A 24,620-nucleotide genomic window follows, 5' to 3' on the forward strand; every position below is an offset into this window, starting at 1 on the left:
TTATTCCTGACGCGCTGTAGTGGCTGCGGCAGGCGCCGCGGCTGCTGGCGCCGCTGCCGCTGGCGCCGCGGCGACCTTGACCACGGTGCCGGGCCGCAGCTTCTGCACACCGCTGACGATCACGCGTTCGCCGGCCTTCAGGCCGTCATCGACCAGCCAGAAACCATCGACCAGCGCGCCGGTGCGCACGGTGCGCAGTGCGACCTTGTTGTCCTGGCCGACGACCATCACGGTGGCCGTGCCCTGCGGCGTGCGTGTCACGGCAGTCGCGGGCACGCGCATGACCCCCTGGCGCACGCCCTGGCTGACGCTCGCGCGCACGAACATGCCAGGCAACAGCAGCTTGTCGGGGTTCGGGAAGCGCGCGCGCAGCGTGACCGAGCCGGTGGCCTGGTCAACCGTCACGCCCGAAAACGCGAGCGTGCCGCTGCGGCTGTAGGTGCTGCCGTCTTCCAGTTGCAGGCTGACCTTGGCCGCATCGGTACCTTCCATGCGCACGCGACCGGCGGCGATCTCGCGCCGCAGCGCCAGACCTTCGCTGCTCGACTGCTGCAGGTCGACGTACATCGGGTCGATCTGCTGGATCGTCGTCATCAGGGTGGCGGCGCTGCCTTGCACATACGCGCCTTGGGTCACGGCCGACACGCTGCTGCGGCCCGCGATCGGCGCGGTCACGGTGGTGTAGCCAAGGTTGATGCGGGCCACCTCCAGGGCCGCCTTGGCGGCGGCGACATCGGCCGCCGCTTCGAGCTGCGCTGCTTCGGCGGTTTCGAATTCCTGCTTGCTCACCGCATTTTCTTTCACCAGCACGCGGTTGCGGTTCAGTTGCGACACATTGCTGGCCAGCGTCGCCTGCGCCCGTTGCAGCTCGGCTTCGGCGCTCTTGACGGCGGCGCGATACGGCGCCGGATCGATCAGGTACAGCGGCTCGCCCTTGCGCACGTCGGCGCCCTCGGTGAAGCGGCGTTCCTGCACGATCCCGTCGACCCGGGCCCGTACCTCGGCCAGCAGGAACGGCGCCGTGCGGCCGGGCAGGGCGATGTTCAGCGCCACGTTCGTGGTGGCCATGGTCAGTATGGCGACTTCGGGCACCGCAGGCGGGGCAGGCTTGGGGTCGTTGCCGCAGGCGGAGAGCAGCGCGGCGGCCGTTATGGCGGTCGCCAGCGCCAGGCGGCGCGGAAGGGTCATCGAGGGCATGGGTGTCGGATCCGTTTGCAAGGTGGAGAGCGTATTGTTCCCTACCTTCGACTATGCCCGGCGCAGGCTTAAGCGGGGGTGGTTAATTCGTTAAATATCGTTAATGTTGGCGCTGCCAGCCTCAGCGCCAGTGCCCACGTCGGTATGCGATCGCGAGCAGCGCGATGGCAGCCATGGACCAGGTGATGCCGGTGACGATGGAACCTTCAACGCCGTAATCCCCGCCGGACAGCCATGCTGGACCGCTTGTGGATACCTGAAGCCAGCCGCGAGCGGGGTGGCCGGAGACAGAGACTGCGAACACGGCATCACACAAAAAATTCCATGCGAAATGCAGGCCGATCGGCAGCCACAGACGGCCAGAGAGCAGATAGGCGCCGGAGAGGGCAAGCGATGCCACCGCCGTCATCGCCGCGCCCAGCACGTTGAAACCTCCGTTCGGCATGTGGGCGACAACAAAAATCACGGTCGACACGCCCAACGCAATTTTCGTGCCCCAGAATTTTTGTAGCATGCCGAAGACAATGGCGCGGAACACGATTTCCTCGAAGATGGCCACCATGACTTGTTCAGGAAAAGGCTTCAGCAGCACACCCGGCGCTACTGCGCCAGTGATGATGAAGGCGCCACTGGCCAGCAACACCGAATACGTCGCCACGACGAGCAGCACGCCGATGCCGAGTCCGCGCCATAGTTCACGTCCCGCACCAGCCAGAGCCAGCTCAGTGACCGGGCGGCGCTCCAGGCGCATGACAAACCAGCGATAGCCAGCTACCGCGACAGCAGCCGACAGCAGCATGGGCCAGCCGAGGCGCAGCGGTTTCGGCACGATTTCGGTAAGCCCCAGCGTGACAAACATCGGCGCGATTGTCGCCAGGATGCCCACGATCGCCAGGATCAAAGGATATCGCAGGATGCGTGTGCGCAGCGGAAGTGCGGATGGTACGGCATATTGCTGGGTACTCATGACGGCTCCTCGTGGTTGGTTTGCTCGCGCGCGGCATGGATCCGTGCGCCGAACGGTCGTGCTTCCAGCGCAGCAATTGCTTGCGCCAATACTTCCGACAGCGGGTATGCCAGATCTGCATCCAGCGTCGCAGCGGCCGCAGTCGTCGCCGCCCAGCAGGACTGCAGTTGCGGCAGCAGCGCGCGCCCTTGCTCCGACAACCCGATCAGCTTTTGCCGTCCATCTTCGGATGACATGCGGATGACCAGTTCTTCCTTCAGCATCAATGCAACGGTCTGCGTTGCCGCCGGCTGCGTGATGCCAGCACTTGCGGCAATGTCGCCAATAGTGCGCGGCTCACGTACCGCCAGTGCGCGCATGACGGGGGTATAGCGCGGGCGGTAACTCAGGCCGGCCTCCGTATAGGAAGCAGCCACTGCGCCGTCGAGCAGCTCGATAAGATGGCGCAACTTGGTGCCGAGTCCTTGTTTCATGGATTTGATCATACACTTATTTGTATAAGCGCTTATATAAATTTTGCAAGCTGCCTTTTGACGAGGCAAAATTAAAGGGGCTCATGAAAAACGTGTAGCGGCGCACAGCCGGACCAGGCAAGATGGGACGTTCAGCGCTTGAATCAGCAATCAGGAGACACTGACGTGCCTTTTTCCGTTTTATTCGTTCTTCTATTCATGCTTTGCGCTGTCATCAGTCCGTTGGTAGCAGCGGGAGTCATCTGGGCGCGATGCACACCGCGGTGGTGTCACCTGGGAAGGCGGGCGAGCACAATGGGAATTATCCTGGCTGCGCTATCTATTGCGATATATTTCACGCTTCACGCGCTGCTGGGAGAAGACATTCCCCTTAAACCACTGACCGTTGCAATCGCTGGTGGCGCCGGTTTCACGGCTGGGGTATTCGGTATCTGCGCATGGATATGGGCGAGGCGCCGCAAAGACTTGGCGACAGCCGACCGCGCACTGCACGCAGACTGAGGCCAGTCAGCCATCGCAGGCCGGCCTGGCCTGGCCTGGCCCACCAGAATCCGGTGCATCAGACTGCTGCTGCATCCCCAACACCAGCACGCGCCGGCAGCCACAACGCAACTTCAGTCCCATCACCCGGCGACGACACGATCTCGATCACGCCGCCATGCGCGGTCACGATCTCGCGCACGATGGTCATGCCCAGGCCGTTGCCAGGCACGTCGGGCAGGGCGTTGGCGCGCCAGAAGGCGTCATACACCTGTTTGCGCTGCTCCGGCGTCATGCCCACGCCCTGGTCGCGCACCCGCACTGCGGCGCCGGCTTGCCCGGCGCGTTCCTGCTGCGAGATGCTGACATCGACGATGCTGTCCGGCGCCGAGTAGGCGAGCGCATTGCTGACGATATTGCCCAGCGCCTGCTGCACGCGCGCGGCGTCGGCTGTCACGGGCGGCAGGCCGGGCGCCACGGCCAGCGCGATCCGTGCGGCATGCGCGTCGTTGGCCAGCGCGCCCTGGATCTTGGCCATCATGTCGGCCAGGTCGAGCAAGGTCGGTTGCAACTGGGCCGCGCCGCCTGCATCGATGCGCGCCAGGTCGAGCATCTGGTTCACCAGGCCGATCAGGCGCGTGGCCTGGCGGTGGATGATGTCGATCAGCTCGCGCCCGGTGGCCGGGTCGAACTCGCGCTTGAGGAGCAGCTCCGAAAACCCGAGGATGCTGGCCATCGGCGTGCGCAATTCGTGGCTGGCGGTGCGAAAGTAATCGTGACGCCGCTGGTTGGCGGCGCGTACCCGTTCGCGTTCCGCGCGCAGGCCGCCCACGTCGCGCACGGTGGCCACCAGGTGCACATGCCCGTCGAGCGTCATGTTGGCAATCGAGATTTCGGCCGCAAAGCTGCTGCCATCGACGCGGCGGGCATTGCCCTCGTGGCGCGAGACCACCTGCGGCGCCATGCCGATCAGCGTGGCCGACGAGCGGCCCGCCAGGTCGGGATTGGGCGCGCCGAACAACTGCTCGGCAGCCGGATTGCATGACAGGATCCGGCCTCCCGCGTCCAGCAACAGCACGGCGTCGGGCAGGTGCTCGAGCAGCGTGCGCAGTGAGCGTGCGCTGCTGCGCTCACGCTCGCACGCGGCGCGCAGTTCAATGGTGGCGATTTCACCCGCCACCATGCCCGCCAGGTCACGCAGCATCGCGCGGTCGGTGTCGGAAAACTCGCGCGGTACGCTGTCGATGATGCACAGCGTCCCAATCCGTATGCCGTCCCCGACATCGATCGGTGAACCGGCGTAAAAGCGCGCCGCTGTCTCGCCGTGTACCAGCGGATTGTCGGCAAAGCGCGCGTCGGCGCGCGCATCGCGCACGACCATCACGTCGTCCTGCAGGATGGCGTGCGCGCAAAATGACACCGAGCGCGGCGTCTCGGTCAGCGCCACGCCGATGCGCGACTTGAACCACTGGCGGTCGGTGTCGACCAGGCTCACGAGCGCGATCGGCACCTTGAACAGGTGCGTGGCCATGCGCGTGATGCGGTCGAACGACGCTTGCGGCGGCGTGTCGAGCAGGTTCAGGTCGAGCAGCACCTCGTGGCGCCGGGATTCATCCGGCGGCAGGGGGGCTGAAGTGGGTGCGGGGTACTGGTTCGGTGGCGTCTCGTTCATTATCGGGTCCTGCGGGATCGGTCTCAGGGAGCCGGTGGCAGCGCCGATGTCACTGCGGCGCGCAGGGCCGCGAGCGGCGCCGGCTTGGTCAGGTAAGGTACATCGTCCGGCAGACCCATGGCCAGCACGGTCGGCTTGTCCATGCCGCTGATGACCACCATCGGCATCGACGCGGTGGCCGGATTGTCGCGCAGGCTGCGGATCATGCCAAAGCCGTCCATGCCCGGCATGTGCAGGTCGCTCACCAGGACATCGGGGCGCGCCTGGCCGATGCACATCATCGCCTCGAGGCCGTTGCTCGCCTTGCGCACGGCGAGATCCATGCCCCAGGTTCCGATTTCCAGTTCGTACAGGCGCAGCAGCGTCGCGTCGTCGTCGACGATCAGCACCGTGCGCGCGGGGCCCAGCGGCAGGATCGGGCGGGCGCTGCTTGCCAAGACGGGCGGCGCGGCAAGCACGGCGCGACGCCCGTCGAGCAGGCGCTCGACCGAGGCATTGGTGATGCGGCGATGGCCGCCCGCCGTTTTCCATGCCTGCAGCGCGCCATTCTCGACCCACATCTGCACCGTGCGCGGCGAAACGCCGATCCGCTCGGCCGCTTGCCGGGTGGTGCAAAAGGCCGACCGGTCACAGGCGGGCTCAGCAATATCTTGACGGTCGGCAATTTTCATATTTTGCTGATTTTACCGGTTCACATTGGACTGTCAAGGCAAACCGCAAGGTCTCGTCGGCACTGACGGGCACTTGCAACACTCGCCTCAGCGACGGGCCGATGCCGGGCCGTCATCGGCATTCGCCACCGGCAGATAGAGGGTGACTTCAGTGCCGACGCCGGCCTCGGATTCGAGCGCAATGCGTCCGCCGTGCAGATCGACGATTTCCTTGAGGATCGTCAGCCCCAGGCCACTGCCTGGCGCTGCCGAATCGCTGTCGACGCGATAAAAGGCGTCAAAGACCTGGGCCTGCTGCTGGGGTGTCATGCCGATGCCGCGGTCGCGCACCCGAATCGCCACCATCGGCCGGTCGCCCCACCGTTCGGGCGCGGCGCGCAGCGAAATCGGCGTGCCGGGAGCGGAATATTTGATGCTGTTGCTGACGATATTGGTCAGCGCCTGCTGCATCTTCTGGGCGTCGGCCGCCAGTGGCGGCAGCCCGGGCGCGATGTCGGTGCTGACGCGGTGCGCCTGGCCGAGACCTTCGAGGGACGCCAGCGTCCTGCTGACCAGATCGCCCACGGGAACAGCGTCGATCTTCAGGTCGTCCCGTCCGCCCGCTTCAATCCGGGCCAGGTCGAGCATCTGGTTGACCAGGCCGACCAGGCGGCCGGATTCACGGTGGATGATTTCCACAAGTTCACGGCTGACGGCGGGATCGAATTCGCGCTTGAGCAGCAATTCGGAAAAGCCCAGCACGCTCGACATTGGCGTTCGCAGTTCGTGGGTCGCGGTGGCGAAGTGGCGCCGGCGCCGCTCGTCAGTGGCGCGGTTGCGTTCTTCGGCGGCGCGCCGCTGCGAAATGTCCCGCACCGTCACGGCGAACTTCGGCCGCGCCGCCCACATCATGCGGCAATACGAAAACTCGACCGGGAAGCGGCTGCCGTCCAGGCGCCGCGCGAGCGCCTCGTAGCGCGCGCCTTCGCGCAACTGGCCCGTGCGGCGCATCCGCAGCAGGTCTTCATCCATCAATTCGCGCAGCGGCCGACCGGCCAGCAGCGGGCCGGATGCGCCGAACAGCCTTTCGGCTGCCGGGTTCGCGGCCACGATATTGCCTTGTGCATTGAGCATCAGGATGCCGTCGGGCAGGTGGCCCACCAGTGCCTTTTCCCAGCCTTCGGGCGCGGGGCGACCAGCCGGCCGCGCACGCAATTCGTCGCCGGCGATGGCGGCCAGGTCGCGCAGCGTGGCCATCTGGTCGTCGTCGAAATGGCGTACCTCGCGGTCGATCACGCACAGCGCGCCGACCCGGCTGCCGTCCGGCGCAGCCAGCGGAATGCCGGCATAGAAGCGCACGTCCGGCGCACCGGTTACGAACGGGTTATGGGCAAAGCGGGGATCGAGACGCGCGTCGTCGATCACCAGGCCGTTCTCGTGCTCGATCGTGTGCGTGCAGAACGAGGTCACGCGCGTGGTTTCGTGCAGATCGATGCCCACGCGCGACTTGAACCACTGGCGGTCGGTGTCGACCAGCGCGATCAGTGAAATGGGCACGCCCAGCAAACGGCAGGCCAGGCGCGTGATGCGGTCGAACCGTTCTTCGGGCGGGGTGTCGAGCAGGGCGAGTTCGTGCAGTGCGCTGACGCGGGCCTGGTCGGACTGGGGAATGGATTGCGGGGCAGGCAAAGTCGGGGCAACAAAGGGGTGTCGGTCCGGCTCGGAATGCATGATGTCGATCCTGTCAGTCGGGCGCAGCCGCCGCGTCGATGTCACTGAAAATGCGTTCGATCCGGGCGCGCAGTTCAGGGAAGCGCACCGGTTTGGCAAATACCGGAATGTCATCGGGCAGCCCCATCGACTTGATGGTTGCAGGGTCGAGGCCGCTGATGACGATGATTGCCATATTGCCATAGCGCGGGTCAGCGCGCAGTGTACGTACCATGCGGAAACCATCCATGCCCGGCATATTCAGGTCGCTGATCAGGAGGTCGGGCCGCGCTTCGCCGATCCGGATCAGCGCATCGAAGCCGTCGCGCGCCTTGATCAGCTGCGCGTCGAGGCCCCAGCCCGACATTTCCAGCTCGTACAGGCGCAGCAGGGTCGCGTCGTCGTCGGCCATCACGATGCGCCGGCCGGCCGGCATCGACCTGGCAGGGGGCGCCGGCGCTGGTTGGCCGCCGGTGACTGCGTGATTGCGCTGCGCGACCAGGCGGTGTACCGAGGTAAGCAGGATACGGCGGTGGCCGCCGGCGGTTTTCCAGGCTTGCAGCACACCGCTTTCGACCCAGAGCTGCACGGTCCGGTGCGAGACGCCAAGCAGGCTCGCGGCCTCCTTGGTCGAGCAGACTTCTGCGGAAGCGGGGTCGGTCGGCGCGGGCGCTGAACTGCTGTGCGATATCATGAAATAGAATTGTGCTGGTAGTTAAAAGCCTCCCGACCGGGGGCCGACGACCCACCCCGTCGCGTGTCGTCAGGGTGACAGCGCGTCGGAACAGACGGATCAAGCCACCTGGATGCGTAACAATACGCATAGGCAAGTCAACAATCTATCAAATTATCACAAATTACGATAGTGAAACGTGATAACTCGTTTCTGTATTGTAACTTGCGGTCATGAACAGCGGCGCATTATTGTACTTTTACCGTCACGGTGACGGTGCCACTGGCCCCTGGTGCCAACGTGCCGGTGATGCCCCATTCGATCTTGCCATTGGCGCCCACATCGGGTTTGGCGGCGACTGCGCAGGCCAGGCCAGAGGGCAGCGTACCGCAGCTGCTGTCGGCATAGGTCGTGAAGGCCGGCGTGGTGTCTTCGATCTTCAATTGGGTCAGCGTGGTGGTCCCGCTATTCTCGAACGTGATCGTATACAGGATCGTGCTGCCCGGCGTTGCATTGGCCTTGTCGACTGCCTTGGTCAGCTTGAAGTCGTCGCAGGTCTGGCAAATGCCTTCGACCGTGACGACGATTTCGCCCAGGCCGATGCCCAGCAGCTTGAGCAGCGGGTCGGCCACGCCCCTGAGCACCGGCGCGATCAGCGGGCTGACCACGTTCTTGACCAGCGTCTTGACGAGTGGTTCGACCGCCCCCTGCAACAGCCCCAGGGCCGGCATGCTGCGGATCTGCAGATTCGTCACCAGGCTGTTGGCCGCATTCGTGATGAAGGTCGTGCTCGAACTCACGGTGCGCGTCTGCGGGAACGTGCCCGTCATCGTCACGCTCGTCGAGAACGGCGCCTGGCCACGCACGATGCTCTTGATGTCGAGCGCAATATCGACCGGCAGCAGCCCCAGCGCGGCGGCCCGCAGCGACCCGATGGTGCCGAAGTCGACGTCCGAGTCGAGAATCGCGCGGCTGCGATTGAAGAACACGCTGTCGTCGATCTTGCCGATGAAGATGTCGGACACGCCCGGCGCCACCTGCAGCGTGACGGCCTTGGTCGCAGCACTCACGGCGGAGAGGCTGCCCTGGCCGCGCGCGACTTCCACGTATACGTCCAGCTTGCCGATGCCGACCGATGCGCTTTGCAGCAGTCCCGTACCGACCAGCGAATCGGTGGCCGGCGTCAGTGACACCAGGTCCATCTTGAGCTTGAGGCGGATCGCCGCCGAATGGAAGGTCGAACCGGTCGGCCCGCACACGTACACCGGCGGCTCGATCACCTGCGCATACAGTTGCAGGCTGTTGACCACGCCGGTCGCGCCCAGGAGGCCACCCGAAATCCCGACCGGCTGCGGCGTGGTCAGCACGTTGCGGCGGTTGTACAGCTGGACCAGTCCGGTGAACATGTCAAGCGCGTTGACCGTGCTGGTGCCGAGCGAACCGGTGTCGGCCGTGACCTTGACCAGGTCGCCCAGGCGCACGGTGCCGCCCACGCCATTGAGTTGCGAGGCCAGGCTGGACAACGCACCGGCCAGTTGCGGCTTGGCCTCAGCCTGCGCCTCGACTGCCAGCGCGTTGGCGATCTGCACCAGCGTGACGTTGGCGCTCAGTGCCTGCGCCGGGGTCGATACGCTCAGGTCCGTCTTGAGCACGTTCAGGAAATTCAGCAGGTTCAGGTTGCCGCCGGCCAGCGCGTTCCAGTCGACCGCACTCAGCGAGGTACCGGTGCCGAGCATGCCGCCCAGCAGCGGGCCGAGCAGGGCGCTCTTGCCCGTGTCGACGCTGGCCAGGCGCGGGCCGGCGGTGATGCAGGCGCCGGTCACCGTGCAGTCGGCCTTGGCCGGCAGGGCGCCAAGCAGGCAGGCGAGGGCCACGAAGACGCGCAGCCAGGCATGGCTAAGGCGGGACGAGAGCAGTGCGAAAGTCATGTCGGTATCCTTGATTACTTGAGCAGGTCGCCCGAGAGCAGGCCTTGCAGCGTGTTCTCGTCGAACTTCATGCGTACCCGGAAGTACACGCCCTTGGCCGTGGCATCGGCGCCGGCCAGGTCGCGTTCCTTGAAGCCGAGCAGGTTGTAGCCAGCCGAGACCCACATATTGCGTTGCAGCTGGTAGCCCGCCTCGATGCCGGCCGCGTACTGGCGGCCGCGCGTGTCGCGGTCCATCAGCATCTGCGCCGTGGCGCCGATGTCCCAGTCGGCATTGATCTCGTGCGTCACGCGGCCGGCCACCAGGTGGCTGACCGTGCGGTTCGACAGGCCGCTCGACTGGTCCATGGCCATCTTGGCGGCGTAGCGGGCGCTGACGGTGGTATCAAGGCGCAGCTGCCAGTTGGCGCCGACCGAGACGGCGTGCACGGCGCGCTTGAGGTCCGCCAGGCCGTCGTCGCGTTCGAGCTTGTACTCGTACTTGGCCAGGCCGTTTACGCCGATCGATTGCAGCGCGCGGTAGGCCACGCCGCTTTGCAGCAGCTCGGTCACGCGCATGGTCTTGCTGGCATTCGAGCGGGTGGCGGCCAGCGTGTTCTTGCCCAGGAAGGTCCAGCTGTCGTCGATCTTGTAGGCCAGGCCCAGCGTCGAGAGCAGGCCGTCGCTGTCGGCGCCGTGGCGCAGTTCGAGGCGGGCGTTGCCGGTCCAGGTCGGATGGCGGCTCACTTCGATGGCGCCGGTCAGCGCGATCGCTTCGTTGTTGTTGGCGCCCGAGAGCACCTTGACGCGCTCGAAGCTGGTGTTGGCGCGCACGCCGTCGCCCAGCGTCCACAGATTGCGCAGGCCCAGAGCTGCTTCGGCCTGGCGCTCGCCGGTCACGGTGCCCGCTGGCGACGTGCCGCCGGCGCGGTATTCCGAGAACACACGGCCGTCGTGCATGTAGTCGGTATCGACGCCAAACACGGTGGCGTGGCGCTGCTGGCCCTGATTGAGCGCATAGGTCGAGCCCAGGCTGCTGATCAGTTCATGGCGGCCGTACACGCGGCTGCCGCCGGCGAAGCGGTAGTCGCCGCCCAGCGCCACCATGCGGCGGCCATTGTCGTGGATATCCTGTTCGCCTTCGACGAACACGCCGGCCTGCGGCAGGCCAGGGATCTGCATGCCCAGCTTGGCGCGCACGCTGGTCAGGTCGGGCTGGGCCACGATGACCCCGGCGCCGCCTTCTTCACGTGCATGGCGCATGCCGACTTCGGCTTGCAGGCCATTGTCGAACGCGTAGCCGGCGAAGAGCTGCACGCCATTGCGGGTGGCGTCGGTGGTCAGGTCGGCCGTGTGCAGGCCTTCCAGGCCGACGCTGGTGCGCTCGGTGAAGCGATAGCGCACATTGGCGCCGCCTTCGGTGCGGCCCTTCGGCAGGTTGGCCGATGGATTGTCGAAGTTGGCGTCGGCGCGGCCCAGGAACAGGTGGCTTTCGAGCTTGCCGTCGGTGCGGTTCGCGTCAAAGCGTGCGGCGCGACCCGACAGGCCGGCTTTTTCCATCTGCGCCGCTTCGACGATGACGACGGTTTTTTCATCCGGCTTGACGCTGGCATTGACGCTCACCAGGCGGGTCGGGGCGGCCGGGTTGCGGTCTTCGACGGCGCTGGCGCCGAATTCGACGTGGCTGCCGATCTGGTACTGGGCGGCCACACCGCCAACCAGGAAGCGCGCGCCGTTCTGGTCCACTTCGTACGCCAGGCGCAGGCTGACCGGGTTCAGGTTCTCGTCCAGGCTCGGCACCGGGGCGCGCAGCAGGATGCGGCCGCTGAGCGGATCGATGTCGTAGTCGACGTAGCGCACCAGGGCGCGGCGCGACAGGATTACGCCGGTCTGGTCGCGGTCACGCACGATGATTTCGATGCGCTCGCTGTTGATGACCATCAGGCCGCCGCCGGTGAGGAACGGGCCCGAGGTGCCGTTGGCGGCGAATTCTTCGACCATCTGACGGGTGCTGTCGTAGCTGAGGAACGAGTCGACTGTCAGGCCATCGAGTTCGGCGTGCTGGCGCAGGCCCGTCAGGTTGCGGTTGTAGGCGCCCAGGTTGCGCGCCGGGGTCACACCTGGCGGCACGAAGTCGCCGAACATCACGTACGAGCGGTTGCGCTCGGCCTTGACGTACAGGCGGCCGGCCGATTGCGCCTCGAAGCCGCGGCGCGCATCGTCGCCATAGGTCGGGTAGAACGCAAACGGGTTGATATCGCGGAACATCTTCGGCTCGGTGTCCTTGTCCGAGTCGTACGACATCGTCAGCAGCGTATCGGCGCCGATCTGGCCTTTGGCGAACATCGCGGCGCGGGCGCCGGCATTGACGGTCTCGCCCCCGGCCACATGGCGCAGGCGGTCTTCGAAGCCGTCGAAATCGCGCAGCGGGGTCGCGGTATTGCCGCGGCTGCGGTTCAGGCTGAACGCGCCTTCGACGACGCCGGCCGCTACCATCGGGCGCAGGGCCGGCAGGAAGCGCAGGGTGTTTTTGGCGCGCAGCAGGCCGCTGGTGGCTTGCAGGCGGGCTTCGCCGGCGTCCGGCGCGCTGCGCAGCGCGAATTCGGCGCTGCCGCCTTCGACGAAGACCTGGTGGCCAGGCTCACGTGGATCGAGGTCCGGCTGGTCCCACTGGCCGGCGCTGGCCTCCAGCGTGACCGGGGTGCGTTCGGCGATCAGCACGCCGTTCGCGTCTTCGAGGCGTACGGCGACCATCGCCAGCGAGCGGCCATCGGCCGGGGCCGATTCGGCGAGTGGGGCGACCGACAGGCGCGCCAGGGTGCCCGGCACGACCACGTCGACGACGCTGCTGCCGCGCGGGTTGCCGAAGCTGTCGGTTTCGCGCACTTCGATCAGGTTGTGGCCGGGTTTCAGGGTCACGCCAACATAGTCGCGCAGCTCGAGCGCCTGGGCTGCGACCGTGTCCTGCTTGCCGATATGGCTGTCGTCCACGGCCACGCCATCGACGAGCAGCGTGAAGCTCGAACCGGCGCCGCCCTTGACGCGGATGGTCGGCTGGGCGTGCGGCAGGATGGCGCCGTCGGCCAGGCCAATGAAGCCCAGGTGGTTGGTCACCGTGGCCAGGTCCAGCTCGGGCGCTGCCTTCGCGGCGACCGGGCTTGGGGCGGTCAGCACGGCGGCCGAGGCCAGCACGGCGCGCAGACGGGCAGCCCGGGCCTTGATCGCTTCCAGCACGTCGGGATTGCAGCCGCTCAGCGCGAAGTCGGCGCGCGCCAGTTCGCCGTCCTTGAGGTCGACGAAGCGGCTGCCGGCGTCGCCCGCATTCCGGTTCGACAGCACGGCCAGCTGGCCGGCCACCATCGTGCTCAGGTCGACTTTCGCCACGTGGGTGCGCGGGGCAACGTCGGCGAAGCTGTAGCGGCCATCGGCATCGGTCTGCGAGAAGCTGCCGTCTTCCAGGTAGATGCGCACGTCGGGGATGCCAGGCTCGCCCGGGTCGCGCTGGCCATTGACATTGCAGTCGGCGAACACGTCGCCCAGGATGAAGCCCTTGCTGCTGAAGATGCCGGCTTCGACCTTGACCTTGGCCGCGGCCACCGACGAGACCAGCGCCAGCGGGGCGCCGCTGGTAGCCTGGGCGCGATTGATGCCGTCGCCCTGCAGCGCGCCGCCGCCAATGCGCACGCGGTAGCGCAGTACGCGGTTCGATCTGGCGGCCAGCGTATCGAGGGGAATGCGCAGCGTCGGGCCGCGGTTCTCGAACCGGTCGGTTACGAGCGCGCCATCGATGCGCAGCGTGCCTGGCACGAAACTGAAACCGGCCGGCAGGCGGTCTTCGACCATCACGTCCACCAGCGCCTGCTCGGCGGTGTTATGCACGCGCACCGTGTAATCGAGCACGTCGCCCACTTCGACGATGGCGCGCGACGCATTCTTTTCGACGTACAGCACGCCCGGGATCGGGTCGAGCGGCACGTCGATCGTGACCACGCCCGAGGTTTCGCTGACGATGAATTCACCGCCGAACGAACCGTACAGGTTGGTGGTGCGGCCAGGCGGCAGTTCGCCGATGTCGCGCTTCGACGGGAAGCCGTAGTTCGACGGCGGGGTCACCTGCAGACGGTACAGGCTCGGTGCCACCAGCGGAAACTGATACATGCCGCCGCCATCGGTGATGACGGTGCTGGGTGCCGGCGTGACGCCATCCACGCCGAATACGCGGGCCGGTGCACCTGGCGCGCCGCCGTTGCCCGCGCCGCTGATGTCGATCAGGGTCACGGTTGCGCCCGGCAGCGGCAGGTTGCTGCGGCTGTCGTAGACGATGCCGATCGGGTCGACCAGGATCGCGGTCTGGATCATGCCGCTGCCGCAGCCTTCGACGCTGGCCAGCAGGGTGTCGTTCTTCATGACTTCGATGATGCCGTCGGCAGCGTCGTCCTCATGGTCTTCGTCGTCGCGGTAGCTCGCGGCGACGGCGCTGAAGCGGTATTCGCCCGTGTCGGCGCCGGTTTCGCGCGCCGGGAAGGCTTGCCGGTCGCCCGTCAGCGTGGAAGTCAGCGTCACGCTGACCTGTTCGGCAACATTTTTGTCGATGTTGCACTCGGCAGCATCGACCTGAAGAAACAGGTTGCCATTGAGTTCGGCTGCGCGCGCCACGCGGCTGTAGGCGGCCGACGTGAAATAGGTGATCGCGTCGGGGCGCGTTGCGCGCACGGTGTTCGATTCGATGGTGATGCTGTTGCCGGCCGCGCCGACGAAGGTCGCGCTGGCACGGTTGTTGATGGCGGCGCCCGCGTCGCAGGCCAACCACAGGACAAGGCTCATGCAGAGAAATACGAGGTGTCGGAGGAGGGTGGTCATGGCGCGCGCGGGAGTCTGGGAATTCGAAGGCAGCGCCGCCGGAGCGGCGCTGCGTTGGGGTAGCGATGGATTACGTTGCTGTGCTTAGTCGATCTTCACGCCGAAGGCCATCGTGTTCGACTGGCCCGGGGCCAGGTTGCCGACACTGGCCGAGACGCTGCCAACGAGGCCGGCGGCCGGCGCCAGGATCGAGCCCAGCAGCGTGTTGGCCGGAGCGCCGGCATGGTAGGTCGTGTTGGCCGGGATCGTGTCGGTCATGACCATGGCGTTGATGGTGGTCACACCCTTGTTGGTACCGACGATCTGGTAGCGGATGCAGGCACCCGGTACGGCGCCGGCCGTGATCGGTGCGTTGCTGAATGCGGTATCGGCGGTGCCGTCGCAGTTGGCGTCCAGCGCCTGGGTCTTGACCAGCTCGACGAGCGAATCGGCAGCGGCAACGGTGACGGCTTCATGGATGCGGTCGGCCACGCCGGTGGTGCCCGAAATCGCGCGGAAGTACAGGTCGGTCGTACCTGGCGCGGTGCCGGCCGGCGGCGTCACTTCGGCCGTCACGCGCACGTTGGCGCCGGCGGCGACGGTGGCGTTGGTGATGACCGCGCCGTTCGCGTCCTTGAAGACGACGGTCCAGCCCGTTGGCAGGACTTGCGTGCCGAACGTGCCATCAGTGCTCGCCTGCAGATTGAAGGTGTCGGGGCTGCCACCGGTGTTGTTCAGGAACAGGACGAACGAGGTCATCGTGCCGGCCGTCGTCGTCTTGGTTTCTACGGCAGCAGCTTCGACGCCAGGCCCGGCACCCGGTGCGCCGGCGCCGGCCGAGTTGGCAGTGATGTCGATCACGGCGCCGGCCGAGACGGTGGTGGTGTCGATGCTGGCGGCGGTGACCGCGCCGTTGAAGCCGCTGGTGGCGCGGACGGTCAGCGCATTGGTGGTGCCGTTGGCGGCGCCGGCCGGCAGGGAAGCGACGGCCACGAAGCGGAAGGTGGCGCCGGCAGCCAGCGGGCCGGTGCTGGTGATCGGAGTCGCATTGTCGGCCACGCCGTCACCGTTGGCGTCCGCATAGAACACGACGCCGGTCATGTTCAGCGTGCCAGTGTTGGTTTGCGACAGGGCGAAGGTATCGCTGCCATTACCGGTGTTGGTCACGCTGTGGGCGTAGGTGACCGAGGTGCCGGCGCCGGCGTTCTTGGCGGTACCGGCCGGCATGGTCAGGCTGGCGACCTGCTGCACGGTCGTGATCACGGTGTTCGACTGGACCGTCTTGGTGCCGGTGGAATCGTTATAGGTGGCGGTGGCCTGGTTGGTGATCTGGGTACCGGCCGCAGTGGCGGCGTAGGCGCCGTTGGCGGTTGCCAGCAGCGCTGCTGCGGCGACGAGCTTGAGATGGGTTTTCATGGCTGCTTCCTTGTAATGGGACTTGCGTGAGTCAGAATCGAACAGGGTGATCGGGTGTTATGTTAATAAAAAGGCAACTATTGGCGCAGTGTTGCAGAGCGACGCCGAAACGTCAGGAAATCAAATGGTCAGGAGCGTGCGAGCCTGGACGACGGCGGGACACCGACACGCATGCGCGATGTCACGGTGGCGGCCTTGCCGGGCGCGAGATCGCCCAGTTCCCAGCGCAGGAAGCGGTATTGCTCGGGTGGTACCGGTTCGATTGTCCGGCGACCGTTGCGATTGACTTCACGGGTCAGGGGCAGGGGACTGAACTGTTTGCCGTCGAGACTGGCCTGGACCGCTTTCGGGGCAGCGCTGCCGTCGAGGTAGACCATCGCGCCTTCCGGTACCGGCAGCGTTGCCGCCACTGCCTTTGCGATCGACTTGCCGTGGTTCTGGTAGGTCACCTGGTATTCGATGGTGTCGCCAGGGTTCGCTTCGGTAGCAGGCACCAGCTTTTCGCCGCCCTTGTCCTGGGTCACGACCTGGAACGCTTGCAGGCGGACATCGACCGCCTGCGCATCGGCAGCGAACACCTTCGTGCCGGCCAGGACCGTGATCCAGAACAGCAGGATCATCACGATGCGCATCAGCAGGGGATTCGTTGCAGTCAAACGGTATTGGTTGGAAGTGGTCATGGTTTCGTTTTTACTGGATTGTTGATGTGAGGAATTTTATCGTCTTTGCTGAATTTCTCAAGAAAAATATTTCGTTTTGACTGGTTTGGTTGCGCCGAAGGAACATGTTGAACATGATTTTTGTCCCCGTGCTGGTGCGAAAAATGGGGAGCGCTAACCTGAAATAGCTTTTGCCGTTGTTTTGAGGCAACAAAATTCAGGCCGAATCAATACTCTGACTTTGCTGGATTTACTGTTTGTGCGAAATGACGCATGATGGAGACATGCACCCGTTGCGTCGTCGCCCGCAGCGTCTTATCCACCTATCTCACTGAATTTATGGAAACGATCTATCTGGAATCGCCTGATGCGCTGCAAGACCTGCGTGCGATCTATTCGGCGCTCGACGGCGCCCAGGCCATCGTCGAATTCGATTTGAATGGCAACATCCTGCGCGCCAACGACAACTTCCTGAGCGTGACGGGCTATACGGACGCCGAGCTGGCGGGGCGTCATCACTCGATGTTCTGCGAGCGCGAGCTGATCGATTCGCCGGCCTATGCCCGTTTCTGGCAAGACCTGGGCGCCGGCAAGGCGGACCGCGCCGAATACAAGCGCATCGCCAAGGGCGGGCGCGAATTCTGGATCAATGCATCCTACAATCCGGTCAAGGACAGCTCGGGGCGCGTCGCCAAGATCATCAAGTTCGCCACCGACATCACGGCCGAGAAAATCCGCGCTGCTGAAACCACCGGCCTCGTGTCGGCAATCGGCCGCGCGCAGGCCGTGGTCGAATTCGACATGAGCGGGGTCCTGCTCGATGCCAATGCCAACTTCCTCGACCTGCTCGACTACGCGCTGGAGGACGTGCGCGGCGAACACCACCGCGTGTTCTGTGACGACGAATACGCGTCGAGCGCGGCCTATCGCCGCTTCTGGGGCAAGCTCAATCGCGGCGAATTCGACGCCGGCCGCTACAAGCGCCACGGCAACAACGGCAAGACCGTGTGGATCCAGGCGACCTACAACCCGATCTTCGACGCCAACGGCAAGCCGGTCAAAGTCGTCAAATTTGCCACCGACATCACCGCGCAGGTGCTGCTCGAAGAAGCTGCCGTCCAGCGCGCCGAAGACGAGCGCCGCAAGGTCGGTCTGCTGCTCGAACAGGTGGCGCGCGCCTCGGCCGGCGACCTGACCGGCACGATCGATACCAGTGGCACCGAGCCGCTAGACGAACTGGGGCGCGGCGTGATGAAGATGATCGGCGACCTGCGCAGCGTGATCGGCGATGCCGTCTCGGCCGCCGGCAAGCTCAATGTGTCGTCGCGCACGATCGCCGAGCGCTCCAACACGGTGGCTGCCAGCGCCCAGGCACTGGGCGCGACGGTCGAACAGATGAACGCGTCGGTCGACGGCTTGACCGCCTCGATCAACACGATCGCCCGCAGCACGCAGGAAGCCAACAGCCTGGCCCAGTCGACCCGTGACGAAGCCGAGATCGGCGCCAAGGCGATTGCCCGCTCGATCGAAGCGATGGCGATGATCAACCAGTCGTCCGAAGACATTGGCGAGATCGTCAAGGTCATCGGCGAGATCGCCGGCCAGACCAATATGCTCGCCTTCAATGCGGCCATCGAAGCAGCGCGCGCCGGTGAGCACGGCCTGGGCTTTTCGGTCGTGGCCGACGAAGTGCGCAAGCTGGCCGAGCGTTCGTCGCAGGCGACCAAGGAAATCTCGAAGCTGATCAACGAATCGGTGCGCCGCGTGGCGCAGGGCAGCGAAATCTCGCGCCAGGCCAGCGAAGCGTTCGACCGCATCACCAGCGGCGTCGGCAAGACCTCGCTGGCGATTGCCGAGATCTCCGACAGCGCCAGCGAGCAGTCGCTCACGGCCAAGGAAGTCTCGGCCGCGATCCTCTACATCGCCCAGGAGACCGAGCGGTCGGCCGGTTCGTGCGACAGCATCGCCCGTTCGACCGAGGGCCTGAACGAGCACGCCACTCACCTGAACAACACTGTCGCCCGCTTCGTGGTCTGAAGCACGAGGAAACGGCCATGGAACTGCGCGACGACCATCTCTCCGCCCTGATCGCCCTGGTGCGCCAGCACACGGGCATCGCGATGAACGAGCACAAGCGCGTCCTGCTGCAGGGGCGCCTGCTGCCGCGCCTGCGCGCGCTGGGCATCGCCTCGTGGGCCGGCTATATCGAGCGCCTGGCCAGCGATCGCACCGAGGTCACTTCGTTCATCGACTCGGTGACCACCAACGACACGGTGTTCTTCCGCACGCCTGCTGTCTGGGCCTGGCTGTCGGAGACGTTCCTGCCGGCGTTCGCGGCGCAGAACTTCGCCGCGCCGCTGCGCATCTGGTCGGCCGCTGCAGCCACCGGTGAAGAAGCCTATTCGCTGGCCATGAGCTGCCTCGAATACCAGGCGCATGCACCCGGCCTGCGCTTCGAGATCCTGGGCACCGACATCTCGCATGCGGCGCTGGCCACGGCGCGCGCCGGCGCCTACCGCGGCCGCAGCGTGGAACGCTTCGAGGCCGATCGCCCGGCCCTGTTTCGCAAGTACCTGGTCGCGCATGGCGATGGCGTGAAAGTCGATCCGGCAGTCGCGCAGCACGTGCGCTTCGACCAGCACAATCTGCTGGGCCGCCCGCCACAGGGCGCCGCGTTCGACCTCGTCATGCTGCGCAATGTGCTGATCTATTTCGACGCCGAGCACCAGCAGCAGGTGCTGGCCGGCGCCCGGGCCGCGATGCGGCCCGACGCCCGCCTGGTCCTGGGTGAACAGGAATCCATCACCCGCCTGCAGACCGCGTTCGCGTTCGAGCAGGCCCATGTTTATCGTATTGGCGGAGAACCATCATGAGTATGCAAAGCCTGAGCCACATGTCGCATGTCTTGTCCGGCCAGATGCAGATCGGCCACGGCCACCAGGTTCTGACCGCGCTGCTCGGCTCCTGCGTCGGGATCGGCATGATCTGGCGCAAGCAGGGCCGCTGCGGCCTGGCGCACTGCTTCCTGCCCGATGGCGTGGAAGCCGGGGAGGGCTCGGCCCGTTACGTCAGCGCGGCCGTGCCGCGTCTGCTGGCAATGATGGGCGTGCGGCGCGAGCAGTACGACGAAGTCGACGTCGTCATCGCCGGCGGTGCGCGCATGCTGAACCTGCGCCCGGTGGGCGGCGCGGTCGGCACGCGCAATATCGAAGCGGCCCGCTCGCAACTGTCGCTGCGCGGTCTGCAGGTGCGTTTCCAGGACGTGGGCGGCTCGCAGGGCCGGCGCCTGTCGATCGATTGCGATCAACAGACGTTCAGCGTGGTGCGCATCGCGCGCGAACAGGAGGCGCTGGCGGCATGAATACGGACACTGCAACGATGACAGATGTGCACGCGGCCGTGACGGCCATCGAACAACAGATGGCCGGGGCGGCGCGCGTGCTGCGCGAAGCGGCCGGCATGGAAGTGATGGGCACGTTCTTCCTGGCCGGGCAGGAGTTCGCGCTGCCGGCATTGAACGTGCGCGAAGTGGTGGGCATGCCGGCGCGGATCACGCCGATCCCGCTGTCGCCGCGCTGCCTGGAGGGCATCTTCACACTGCGCGGCGCGGCGATTCCGCTGCTCAACCTGGGCCGCATCTTCGATCCTGCTGCACCTGGTGTGACGGGCGAGCAGCGCGTGGTGATCATCGACGTCGACGACATCCAGGTCGGCCTCGTGTTCGACGCCACCGGCGAAGTGCTGCGCGTGCGGCCCGAGCAACGCGCCGGCCTGCACTGGCAACAGGACACTGCGCGCGGCGTCATCGCCGGCACGATCACGCTGGCCGATGGCGCGCGCGTGCTGCAGCTGCTCGATGCCGATGCGCTGGTGCGGATCGATAACGTGCCCCAGGTACGCGCCCATGCCAGCGTGGCGCGCGACGCCTGGCGCATGCGCTTCCTGCGCCAGGCGCAGGGCCGCAAGTGCATCTCGTTTACCGTCGGCGGCCTGCGCGTTGCGCTGGCGATGGAAGCGATCCAGGAGATCATGCGCGTGCCCGAACTGCTGCCGTCGGTGATGGTGGGCCGCCTGTGCAAGGGCTGGCTGAACCTGCGCGGCGTGCCGGTCGGCGTGGTCGACTTCGGCGCGCTGCTCGGTTGCGGTCCGTCGCAGTCCGAGCCGCTTGATGCACGCGTCCTGATCGTGCGCATCGGCGACGAGCAACTGGGCCTGCTGGTCGATGCGGTCGACGACATCCGCCCGTACTTCGACACCGACATCCTGCCCATTCCGCTGCTGGGCACCGCGCGCGGCGCGATGTACCGCGGCTGCCTGCCCAACGCCGAACTGGGCGACAGCCTGTTCCTGGCCCATGACCATCTATTCTCGGAGTCCGAGGTGAGCGACATCTGCGCCGGCCATCGCCGCCTGTATGCACAAGAAGCCAGCGCTGCCTGCGCTGCCCGCAAGATGACCGGCGCGCGCCACGTATACCTGGCGTTTTCGCTCGATACAGGCTGGGCCGCCGACATCAGCCAGGTACGCGAGATCGTCGATTTCGACGGCGCCGTCACCCGCCCGCCCGGGATGCCGGCCTGCGTGCACGGCATGCTGCAGGTGCGCCAGCAGATGGTGTGCGTGATCGACCTGCGCCTGTTGTACGGCATGGCACCCTTGGCGGCCGCGCCGGCGACCGATGCCGCGCGCCGCATCCTGGTGCTCGAGCACGACGGCGAGCGCTTCGGCCTGATCGTCGACCGCGTCGACACCATCCTGTCGCTGCCGGACACCCAGCGCCGCCCATCGCCGCAACTGCTGCGCGTAAACGGTCCGCAAGACATGCGCCAGGACAGCGCCGAAGTGCTCGAAGTGCCCGGCATCGACGGGCGCGAGGACGTGCTGACGCTGTTCGACAAGGAGAAGTTCATCGTCACGCTGCGCCAGCAATTGGGCGCGGTGCATTGAGCTGCGCGCCCTCCAGCTGATTCAATGGCCCCGCGGGGCCATTTTTTCTTGTGCACGCAAAAGCAACCTCGCAGCTTGCCATGATGCCCAGCAACGCTTTTGGTCAATCAAGTTGCTCAATAACGCATTGTGGCGCTGTGGAGCAAACGCAAAACAGCACATTGACGTTAGTCAACTTTGATCTGGCGGCATCAGCGTAGTGTAGCGGCTGAACTTTTTCTGTCGCGTTCGCTGCAGGGAGTTCATTCCTCCCATCCCAGGACCACACATGGCTATCGATCGCCGCGCGTTTCAAGACCTCTTGCACGATCAGCAGCACAATCGAATCCTGCGCCTTTCGTTTCCGAACGACGATGCACCGCGCGCCCAATTCCTGGTGAACCGGATCGATGCAGAGGAATACCTGTCGCGGGATTTCGTTTTTACGGTCGAGTTGCTGGCCGATGATCCCAATATCGCGCTCAAGGATATGTTGGCAAAATTGCTGAATATCGAACTCGTGCGCCAAGATGGCAGCCTGCGCTATTTTTCTGGCTACTTGTTCAGCTTCCGTCGTTGCCGATGCGATGGTGGCGTCACTTTCTATGAAGCCATCCTTGGCCCGTGGCTGAAATTCCTGGCACTGCGCAATGACAGCTATCTGTTTCATGGCATGCGCTTGCGAGCGCAGGCCGATGACATCTTTCGCGACTATGGCGTGTTGTCGCGCTGGGAATGGCGCGTGACGGCGCAGGATCCGGTGATGCACGATGCCTGCCAGTTCAACGAAAGCGACTTCAATTACCTGAGCCGGCGCTGGGAAGACGCTGGGTGGTACTACTGGTATGAGCACGACGCTGCTGGTCACACGCTGATCATTGGCTGCAATTCCACACTGGCGTCGCCGATCGACGGTGGTGCCGACGTGCGCTTTCACGGAGAAGGTAATGCACTGGAAGAAGATGCCATCGATTACTGGTCGCAGGTAAGGCATGTTGCGGTTTCAAGCGTCGCGCTGAACAGTTTTAATTTCAAAAATGCGAGACCGCGCAGCGTCACGACGCCAACGGTGAGCAAGCAGGGCCTGGTGCCATTGATCGAATCATATGGATATGCTGGCGCTTACGGTTTCAAGGACTGGAATCACGGGAATGCGCTCAGCCTCGTTCGCATGGAAGAAGTAGAAGCCATCGCCAAGCATATCGATGCCAGGGGCAACAATCGCTTCCTGATGCCGGGCCGCTGGTTCCGTCTGCTGGGCCATTTCAATTACGGTATAACGCGCGAGGCGAGCAGGCCCGGGAAGGACGAGTTTCTGATTATTTCGGTACGCCATACTGCGACGAACAACTATCTGCAAACGGTGGAAAAAAAGGTCTCCTATCGTAACTGGGCGACATGCTCCGCCAGATCCGTCCCCTGGCGACCGGGGCGGCATTTCAACAGCGCGGAGACACGGATTCTCGCGCCGCAGACGGCGATCGTCGTGGGTGACCCTGGCCAGGACAGTATCTGCACGGATGATTACGGCAGGGTACGCGTGCAATTTCATTGGGATCGCAGGGGCAGCAACGATGACCGTAGTTCCGCCTGGATCCGTGTGTCAAGCGCCTGGGCGGGCGCAGAATTTGGCGCGGCAGCGATTCCCAGGGTGGGTACGGAGGTTGTCGTCCAGTGGCTGGACGGTTGTCCGGACCGCCCGATCATCACAGGGGCGGTCTTTAACGGCAGTAACATGCCGCCGTGGGATGTGCCCGGGCAGCGCGCGTTGACGGGCCTGCGCAGCCGCGAGCTGGGATCCGGGGTCAGTTCTGCGGACGGGCGCGGCAATCACCTGATCCTTGACGACACGAGCGGCGAGATCCAGGCGCAGCTCAGAAGCGATCATCAGCATAGCCAGCTTTCACTGGGCCTCATCACGCGCATCGAAGACCATCGTGGGCGCAGGGACAGGCGTGGAGAAGGGTGGGAACTTCGTACCGACGGGCATGGTGTGGCGCGCGCGGCCAAGGGTCTGTTGATCACGACCGAGGTGCGGCAGGCTGCCTGCGGGACTGTCAAGGAAATGGGCGAAACGGTAAGGCAGCTGGATGCCGCACAGGCATTGCACGACGCTCAGGCGACGTCCGCATTGAAGGGATTTGCGCAGGACAATGGACAGCAGCACAGCGTCGCCGATGTGCTCAAAGCGCAAAACGATGCGATACGGGGCGCAGGCGAACAGTTCCCGGAGCTTGCGGAGCCACATCTTGTTTTGTCCAGCCCGGCCGGAATTGAATTGGTCTCGACCAGGTCGACCCATATTGCCAGCGGCGAGCACACCGCGCTGACGGCCGGCCACAACCTGTCGATCGCAGCTGGTGACAGCCTCTACGCGAGCATAAGGCAGACACTGCGTCTGTTCGTGCATAAAGCGGGCATGAAGTTCATTGCCGCCGCCGGAAAGATCACCGTGCAGGCGCATGACGACGACATTAAGGTGATCGCAGACAAGGTGCTGGCGCTGATCAGCCAATCCGACTGGGTCGATATCCGGGGAAGGAAGGGGGTACGGCTGCACGGCCCCGGCGCCATGGTTGAAATCACCGACCGCATGCAGGTATTCGCGCCGAAGCCGACGCTCTTTCACGGCAACCTGGAAACGCTCGCGCCCCAGAACCGGCCGCAGCCATCGCAGGAGCACAAGACCAACATCGACGAGGCGGCCACGCCCGAAGATCCGAAACAGCTCGTGTTGACGCTGCAAACGCATCGTGACAGCGGCCGCCCAATCGCCAACATGCCGTACAAGCTGTTCAAGAACGGCAGCCGGTTCGACGAAGGCATCACCGATGACCTCGGTCGTATCGCCATCAAGCATACAAAAGGAACGCAGGCTTACTCGGTCGAGCTGGCCAATGGTGATCGCTACGATCTGGCAGCCTCGGAGAAGTTCGATTCGACGAACCACGCTTTGTACACCGAACAGTCCTTGTCGAGTCAGGGCGCACGCGCGCTTGATGGTTCGGCGGATGGCCGCACCCCAACCTGACTTTTCATGAACAGAACAGGA

Annotated in this window: 16 protein-coding genes; 5 read left to right on the forward strand and 11 right to left on the reverse strand. The window is 65.2% G+C overall.

The window, feature by feature from the left end; all coding sequences use genetic code 11:
* From IFU00_07580 to IFU00_07630, 11 genes are all read right to left on the reverse strand, one after another.
* Nucleotides 1–1,197, reverse strand: a complete 1,197-nt coding sequence (locus IFU00_07580; GenBank protein ID MBD8542135.1) for an efflux RND transporter periplasmic adaptor subunit — start codon at nt 1,195–1,197, stop codon at nt 1–3.
* A 121-nt stretch (nt 1,198–1,318) separates the two neighbouring features.
* Complete coding sequence (locus tag IFU00_07585; GenBank protein ID MBD8542136.1) at nt 1,319–2,164, reverse strand: CPBP family intramembrane metalloprotease; 846 nt, start codon at nt 2,162–2,164, stop codon at nt 1,319–1,321.
* The gene (locus tag IFU00_07590; protein MBD8542137.1) at nt 2,161–2,637 is read right to left on the reverse strand and encodes a MarR family transcriptional regulator; all 477 of its coding nucleotides are present in this window, start codon (nt 2,635–2,637) and stop codon (nt 2,161–2,163) included. The genes IFU00_07585 and IFU00_07590 overlap by 4 nt, the downstream gene beginning before the upstream one ends.
* Nucleotides 2,638–3,196: 559 nt before the next feature.
* The gene (locus IFU00_07595) at nt 3,197–4,789 is read right to left on the reverse strand and encodes a PAS domain S-box protein (protein MBD8542138.1); all 1,593 of its coding nucleotides are present in this window, start codon (nt 4,787–4,789) and stop codon (nt 3,197–3,199) included.
* A 23-nt stretch (nt 4,790–4,812) separates the two neighbouring features.
* Nucleotides 4,813–5,460 (reverse strand): response regulator, encoded by a 648-nt coding sequence (locus IFU00_07600; protein ID MBD8542139.1) that lies wholly within the window; start codon nt 5,458–5,460, stop codon nt 4,813–4,815.
* 87 nt (nt 5,461–5,547) lie between these two features.
* A complete protein-coding gene (locus IFU00_07605) occupies nt 5,548–7,170 on the reverse strand; it encodes a PAS domain S-box protein (GenBank protein ID MBD8542140.1) in 1,623 nt (540 codons plus the stop codon).
* Nucleotides 7,171–7,183: 13 nt separating this feature from the next.
* Complete coding sequence (locus tag IFU00_07610; protein MBD8542141.1) at nt 7,184–7,843, reverse strand: response regulator; 660 nt, start codon at nt 7,841–7,843, stop codon at nt 7,184–7,186.
* Between the two features lie 227 nt (nt 7,844–8,070).
* Complete coding sequence (locus IFU00_07615; GenBank protein ID MBD8542142.1) at nt 8,071–9,750, reverse strand: DUF11 domain-containing protein; 1,680 nt, start codon at nt 9,748–9,750, stop codon at nt 8,071–8,073.
* A 14-nt stretch (nt 9,751–9,764) separates the two neighbouring features.
* Nucleotides 9,765–14,588 (reverse strand): DUF11 domain-containing protein, encoded by a 4,824-nt coding sequence (locus IFU00_07620; protein MBD8542143.1) that lies wholly within the window; start codon nt 14,586–14,588, stop codon nt 9,765–9,767.
* Between the two features lie 84 nt (nt 14,589–14,672).
* On the reverse strand, nt 14,673–15,983 hold the full coding sequence (locus IFU00_07625; protein ID MBD8542144.1) for a DUF11 domain-containing protein: 1,311 nt from the start codon (nt 15,981–15,983) through the stop codon (nt 14,673–14,675).
* A gap of 128 nt (nt 15,984–16,111) precedes the next feature.
* On the reverse strand, nt 16,112–16,663 hold the full coding sequence (locus IFU00_07630; protein ID MBD8542145.1) for a DUF11 domain-containing protein: 552 nt from the start codon (nt 16,661–16,663) through the stop codon (nt 16,112–16,114).
* Nucleotides 16,664–16,981: 318 nt separating this feature from the next.
* Here IFU00_07630 and IFU00_07635 point away from each other — a divergent pair, with 318 nt between their 5' ends.
* From IFU00_07635 to IFU00_07655, 5 genes are all read left to right on the forward strand, one after another.
* A complete protein-coding gene (locus tag IFU00_07635) occupies nt 16,982–18,679 on the forward strand; it encodes a PAS domain-containing methyl-accepting chemotaxis protein (GenBank protein MBD8542146.1) in 1,698 nt (565 codons plus the stop codon).
* 17 nt (nt 18,680–18,696) lie between these two features.
* Nucleotides 18,697–19,515, forward strand: coding sequence for a protein-glutamate O-methyltransferase CheR (locus IFU00_07640; GenBank protein ID MBD8542147.1), 819 nt, complete (start codon nt 18,697–18,699; stop codon nt 19,513–19,515).
* Entirely contained in the window at nt 19,512–20,003 is a 492-nt protein-coding gene (locus tag IFU00_07645) for a chemotaxis protein CheD (GenBank protein ID MBD8542148.1), read from the forward strand. The genes IFU00_07640 and IFU00_07645 overlap by 4 nt, the downstream gene beginning before the upstream one ends.
* Nucleotides 20,000–21,589, forward strand: coding sequence for a chemotaxis protein CheW (locus IFU00_07650; GenBank protein ID MBD8542149.1), 1,590 nt, complete (start codon nt 20,000–20,002; stop codon nt 21,587–21,589). Before IFU00_07645 ends, IFU00_07650 begins: the two co-directional genes overlap by 4 nt.
* A 268-nt stretch (nt 21,590–21,857) precedes the next feature.
* Nucleotides 21,858–24,599 carry a type VI secretion system tip protein VgrG gene (locus tag IFU00_07655; GenBank protein ID MBD8542150.1) on the forward strand — a complete coding sequence of 914 codons (2,742 nt, stop codon included), beginning with the start codon at nt 21,858–21,860 and terminating at the stop codon, nt 24,597–24,599.
* The last annotated feature ends 21 nt before the right edge of the window (nt 24,600–24,620 follow it).

This window comes from Oxalobacteraceae sp. CFBP 8761 (genome assembly GCA_014841595.1).
GTDB lineage: Bacteria > Pseudomonadota > Gammaproteobacteria > Burkholderiales > Burkholderiaceae_D > Telluria.

Excerpts from the sequence above, each read along its gene's own strand:
- IFU00_07615 (MBD8542142.1), bottom strand. The coding sequence starts at position 9,750 with ATGACTTTCGCACTGCTCTCGTCCCGCCTTAGCCATGCCTGGCTGCGC.
- IFU00_07620 (MBD8542143.1), bottom strand. The coding sequence starts at position 14,588 with ATGACCACCCTCCTCCGACACCTCGTATTTCTCTGCATGAGCCTTGTC.
- IFU00_07655 (MBD8542150.1), top strand. The coding sequence starts at position 21,858 with ATGGCTATCGATCGCCGCGCGTTTCAAGACCTCTTGCACGATCAGCAG.
- IFU00_07590 (MBD8542137.1), bottom strand. The coding sequence starts at position 2,637 with ATGAAACAAGGACTCGGCACCAAGTTGCGCCATCTTATCGAGCTGCTC.
- IFU00_07595 (MBD8542138.1), bottom strand. The coding sequence starts at position 4,789 with ATGAACGAGACGCCACCGAACCAGTACCCCGCACCCACTTCAGCCCCC.
- IFU00_07645 (MBD8542148.1), top strand. The coding sequence starts at position 19,512 with ATGAGTATGCAAAGCCTGAGCCACATGTCGCATGTCTTGTCCGGCCAG.
- IFU00_07625 (MBD8542144.1), bottom strand. The coding sequence starts at position 15,983 with ATGAAAACCCATCTCAAGCTCGTCGCCGCAGCAGCGCTGCTGGCAACC.
- IFU00_07580 (MBD8542135.1), bottom strand. The coding sequence starts at position 1,197 with ATGCCCTCGATGACCCTTCCGCGCCGCCTGGCGCTGGCGACCGCCATA.
- IFU00_07610 (MBD8542141.1), bottom strand. The coding sequence starts at position 7,843 with ATGATATCGCACAGCAGTTCAGCGCCCGCGCCGACCGACCCCGCTTCC.
- IFU00_07600 (MBD8542139.1), bottom strand. The coding sequence starts at position 5,460 with ATGAAAATTGCCGACCGTCAAGATATTGCTGAGCCCGCCTGTGACCGG.
- IFU00_07640 (MBD8542147.1), top strand. The coding sequence starts at position 18,697 with ATGGAACTGCGCGACGACCATCTCTCCGCCCTGATCGCCCTGGTGCGC.
- IFU00_07650 (MBD8542149.1), top strand. The coding sequence starts at position 20,000 with ATGAATACGGACACTGCAACGATGACAGATGTGCACGCGGCCGTGACG.
- IFU00_07585 (MBD8542136.1), bottom strand. The coding sequence starts at position 2,164 with ATGAGTACCCAGCAATATGCCGTACCATCCGCACTTCCGCTGCGCACA.
- IFU00_07635 (MBD8542146.1), top strand. The coding sequence starts at position 16,982 with ATGGAAACGATCTATCTGGAATCGCCTGATGCGCTGCAAGACCTGCGT.
- IFU00_07605 (MBD8542140.1), bottom strand. The coding sequence starts at position 7,170 with ATGCATTCCGAGCCGGACCGACACCCCTTTGTTGCCCCGACTTTGCCT.
- IFU00_07630 (MBD8542145.1), bottom strand. The coding sequence starts at position 16,663 with ATGACCACTTCCAACCAATACCGTTTGACTGCAACGAATCCCCTGCTG.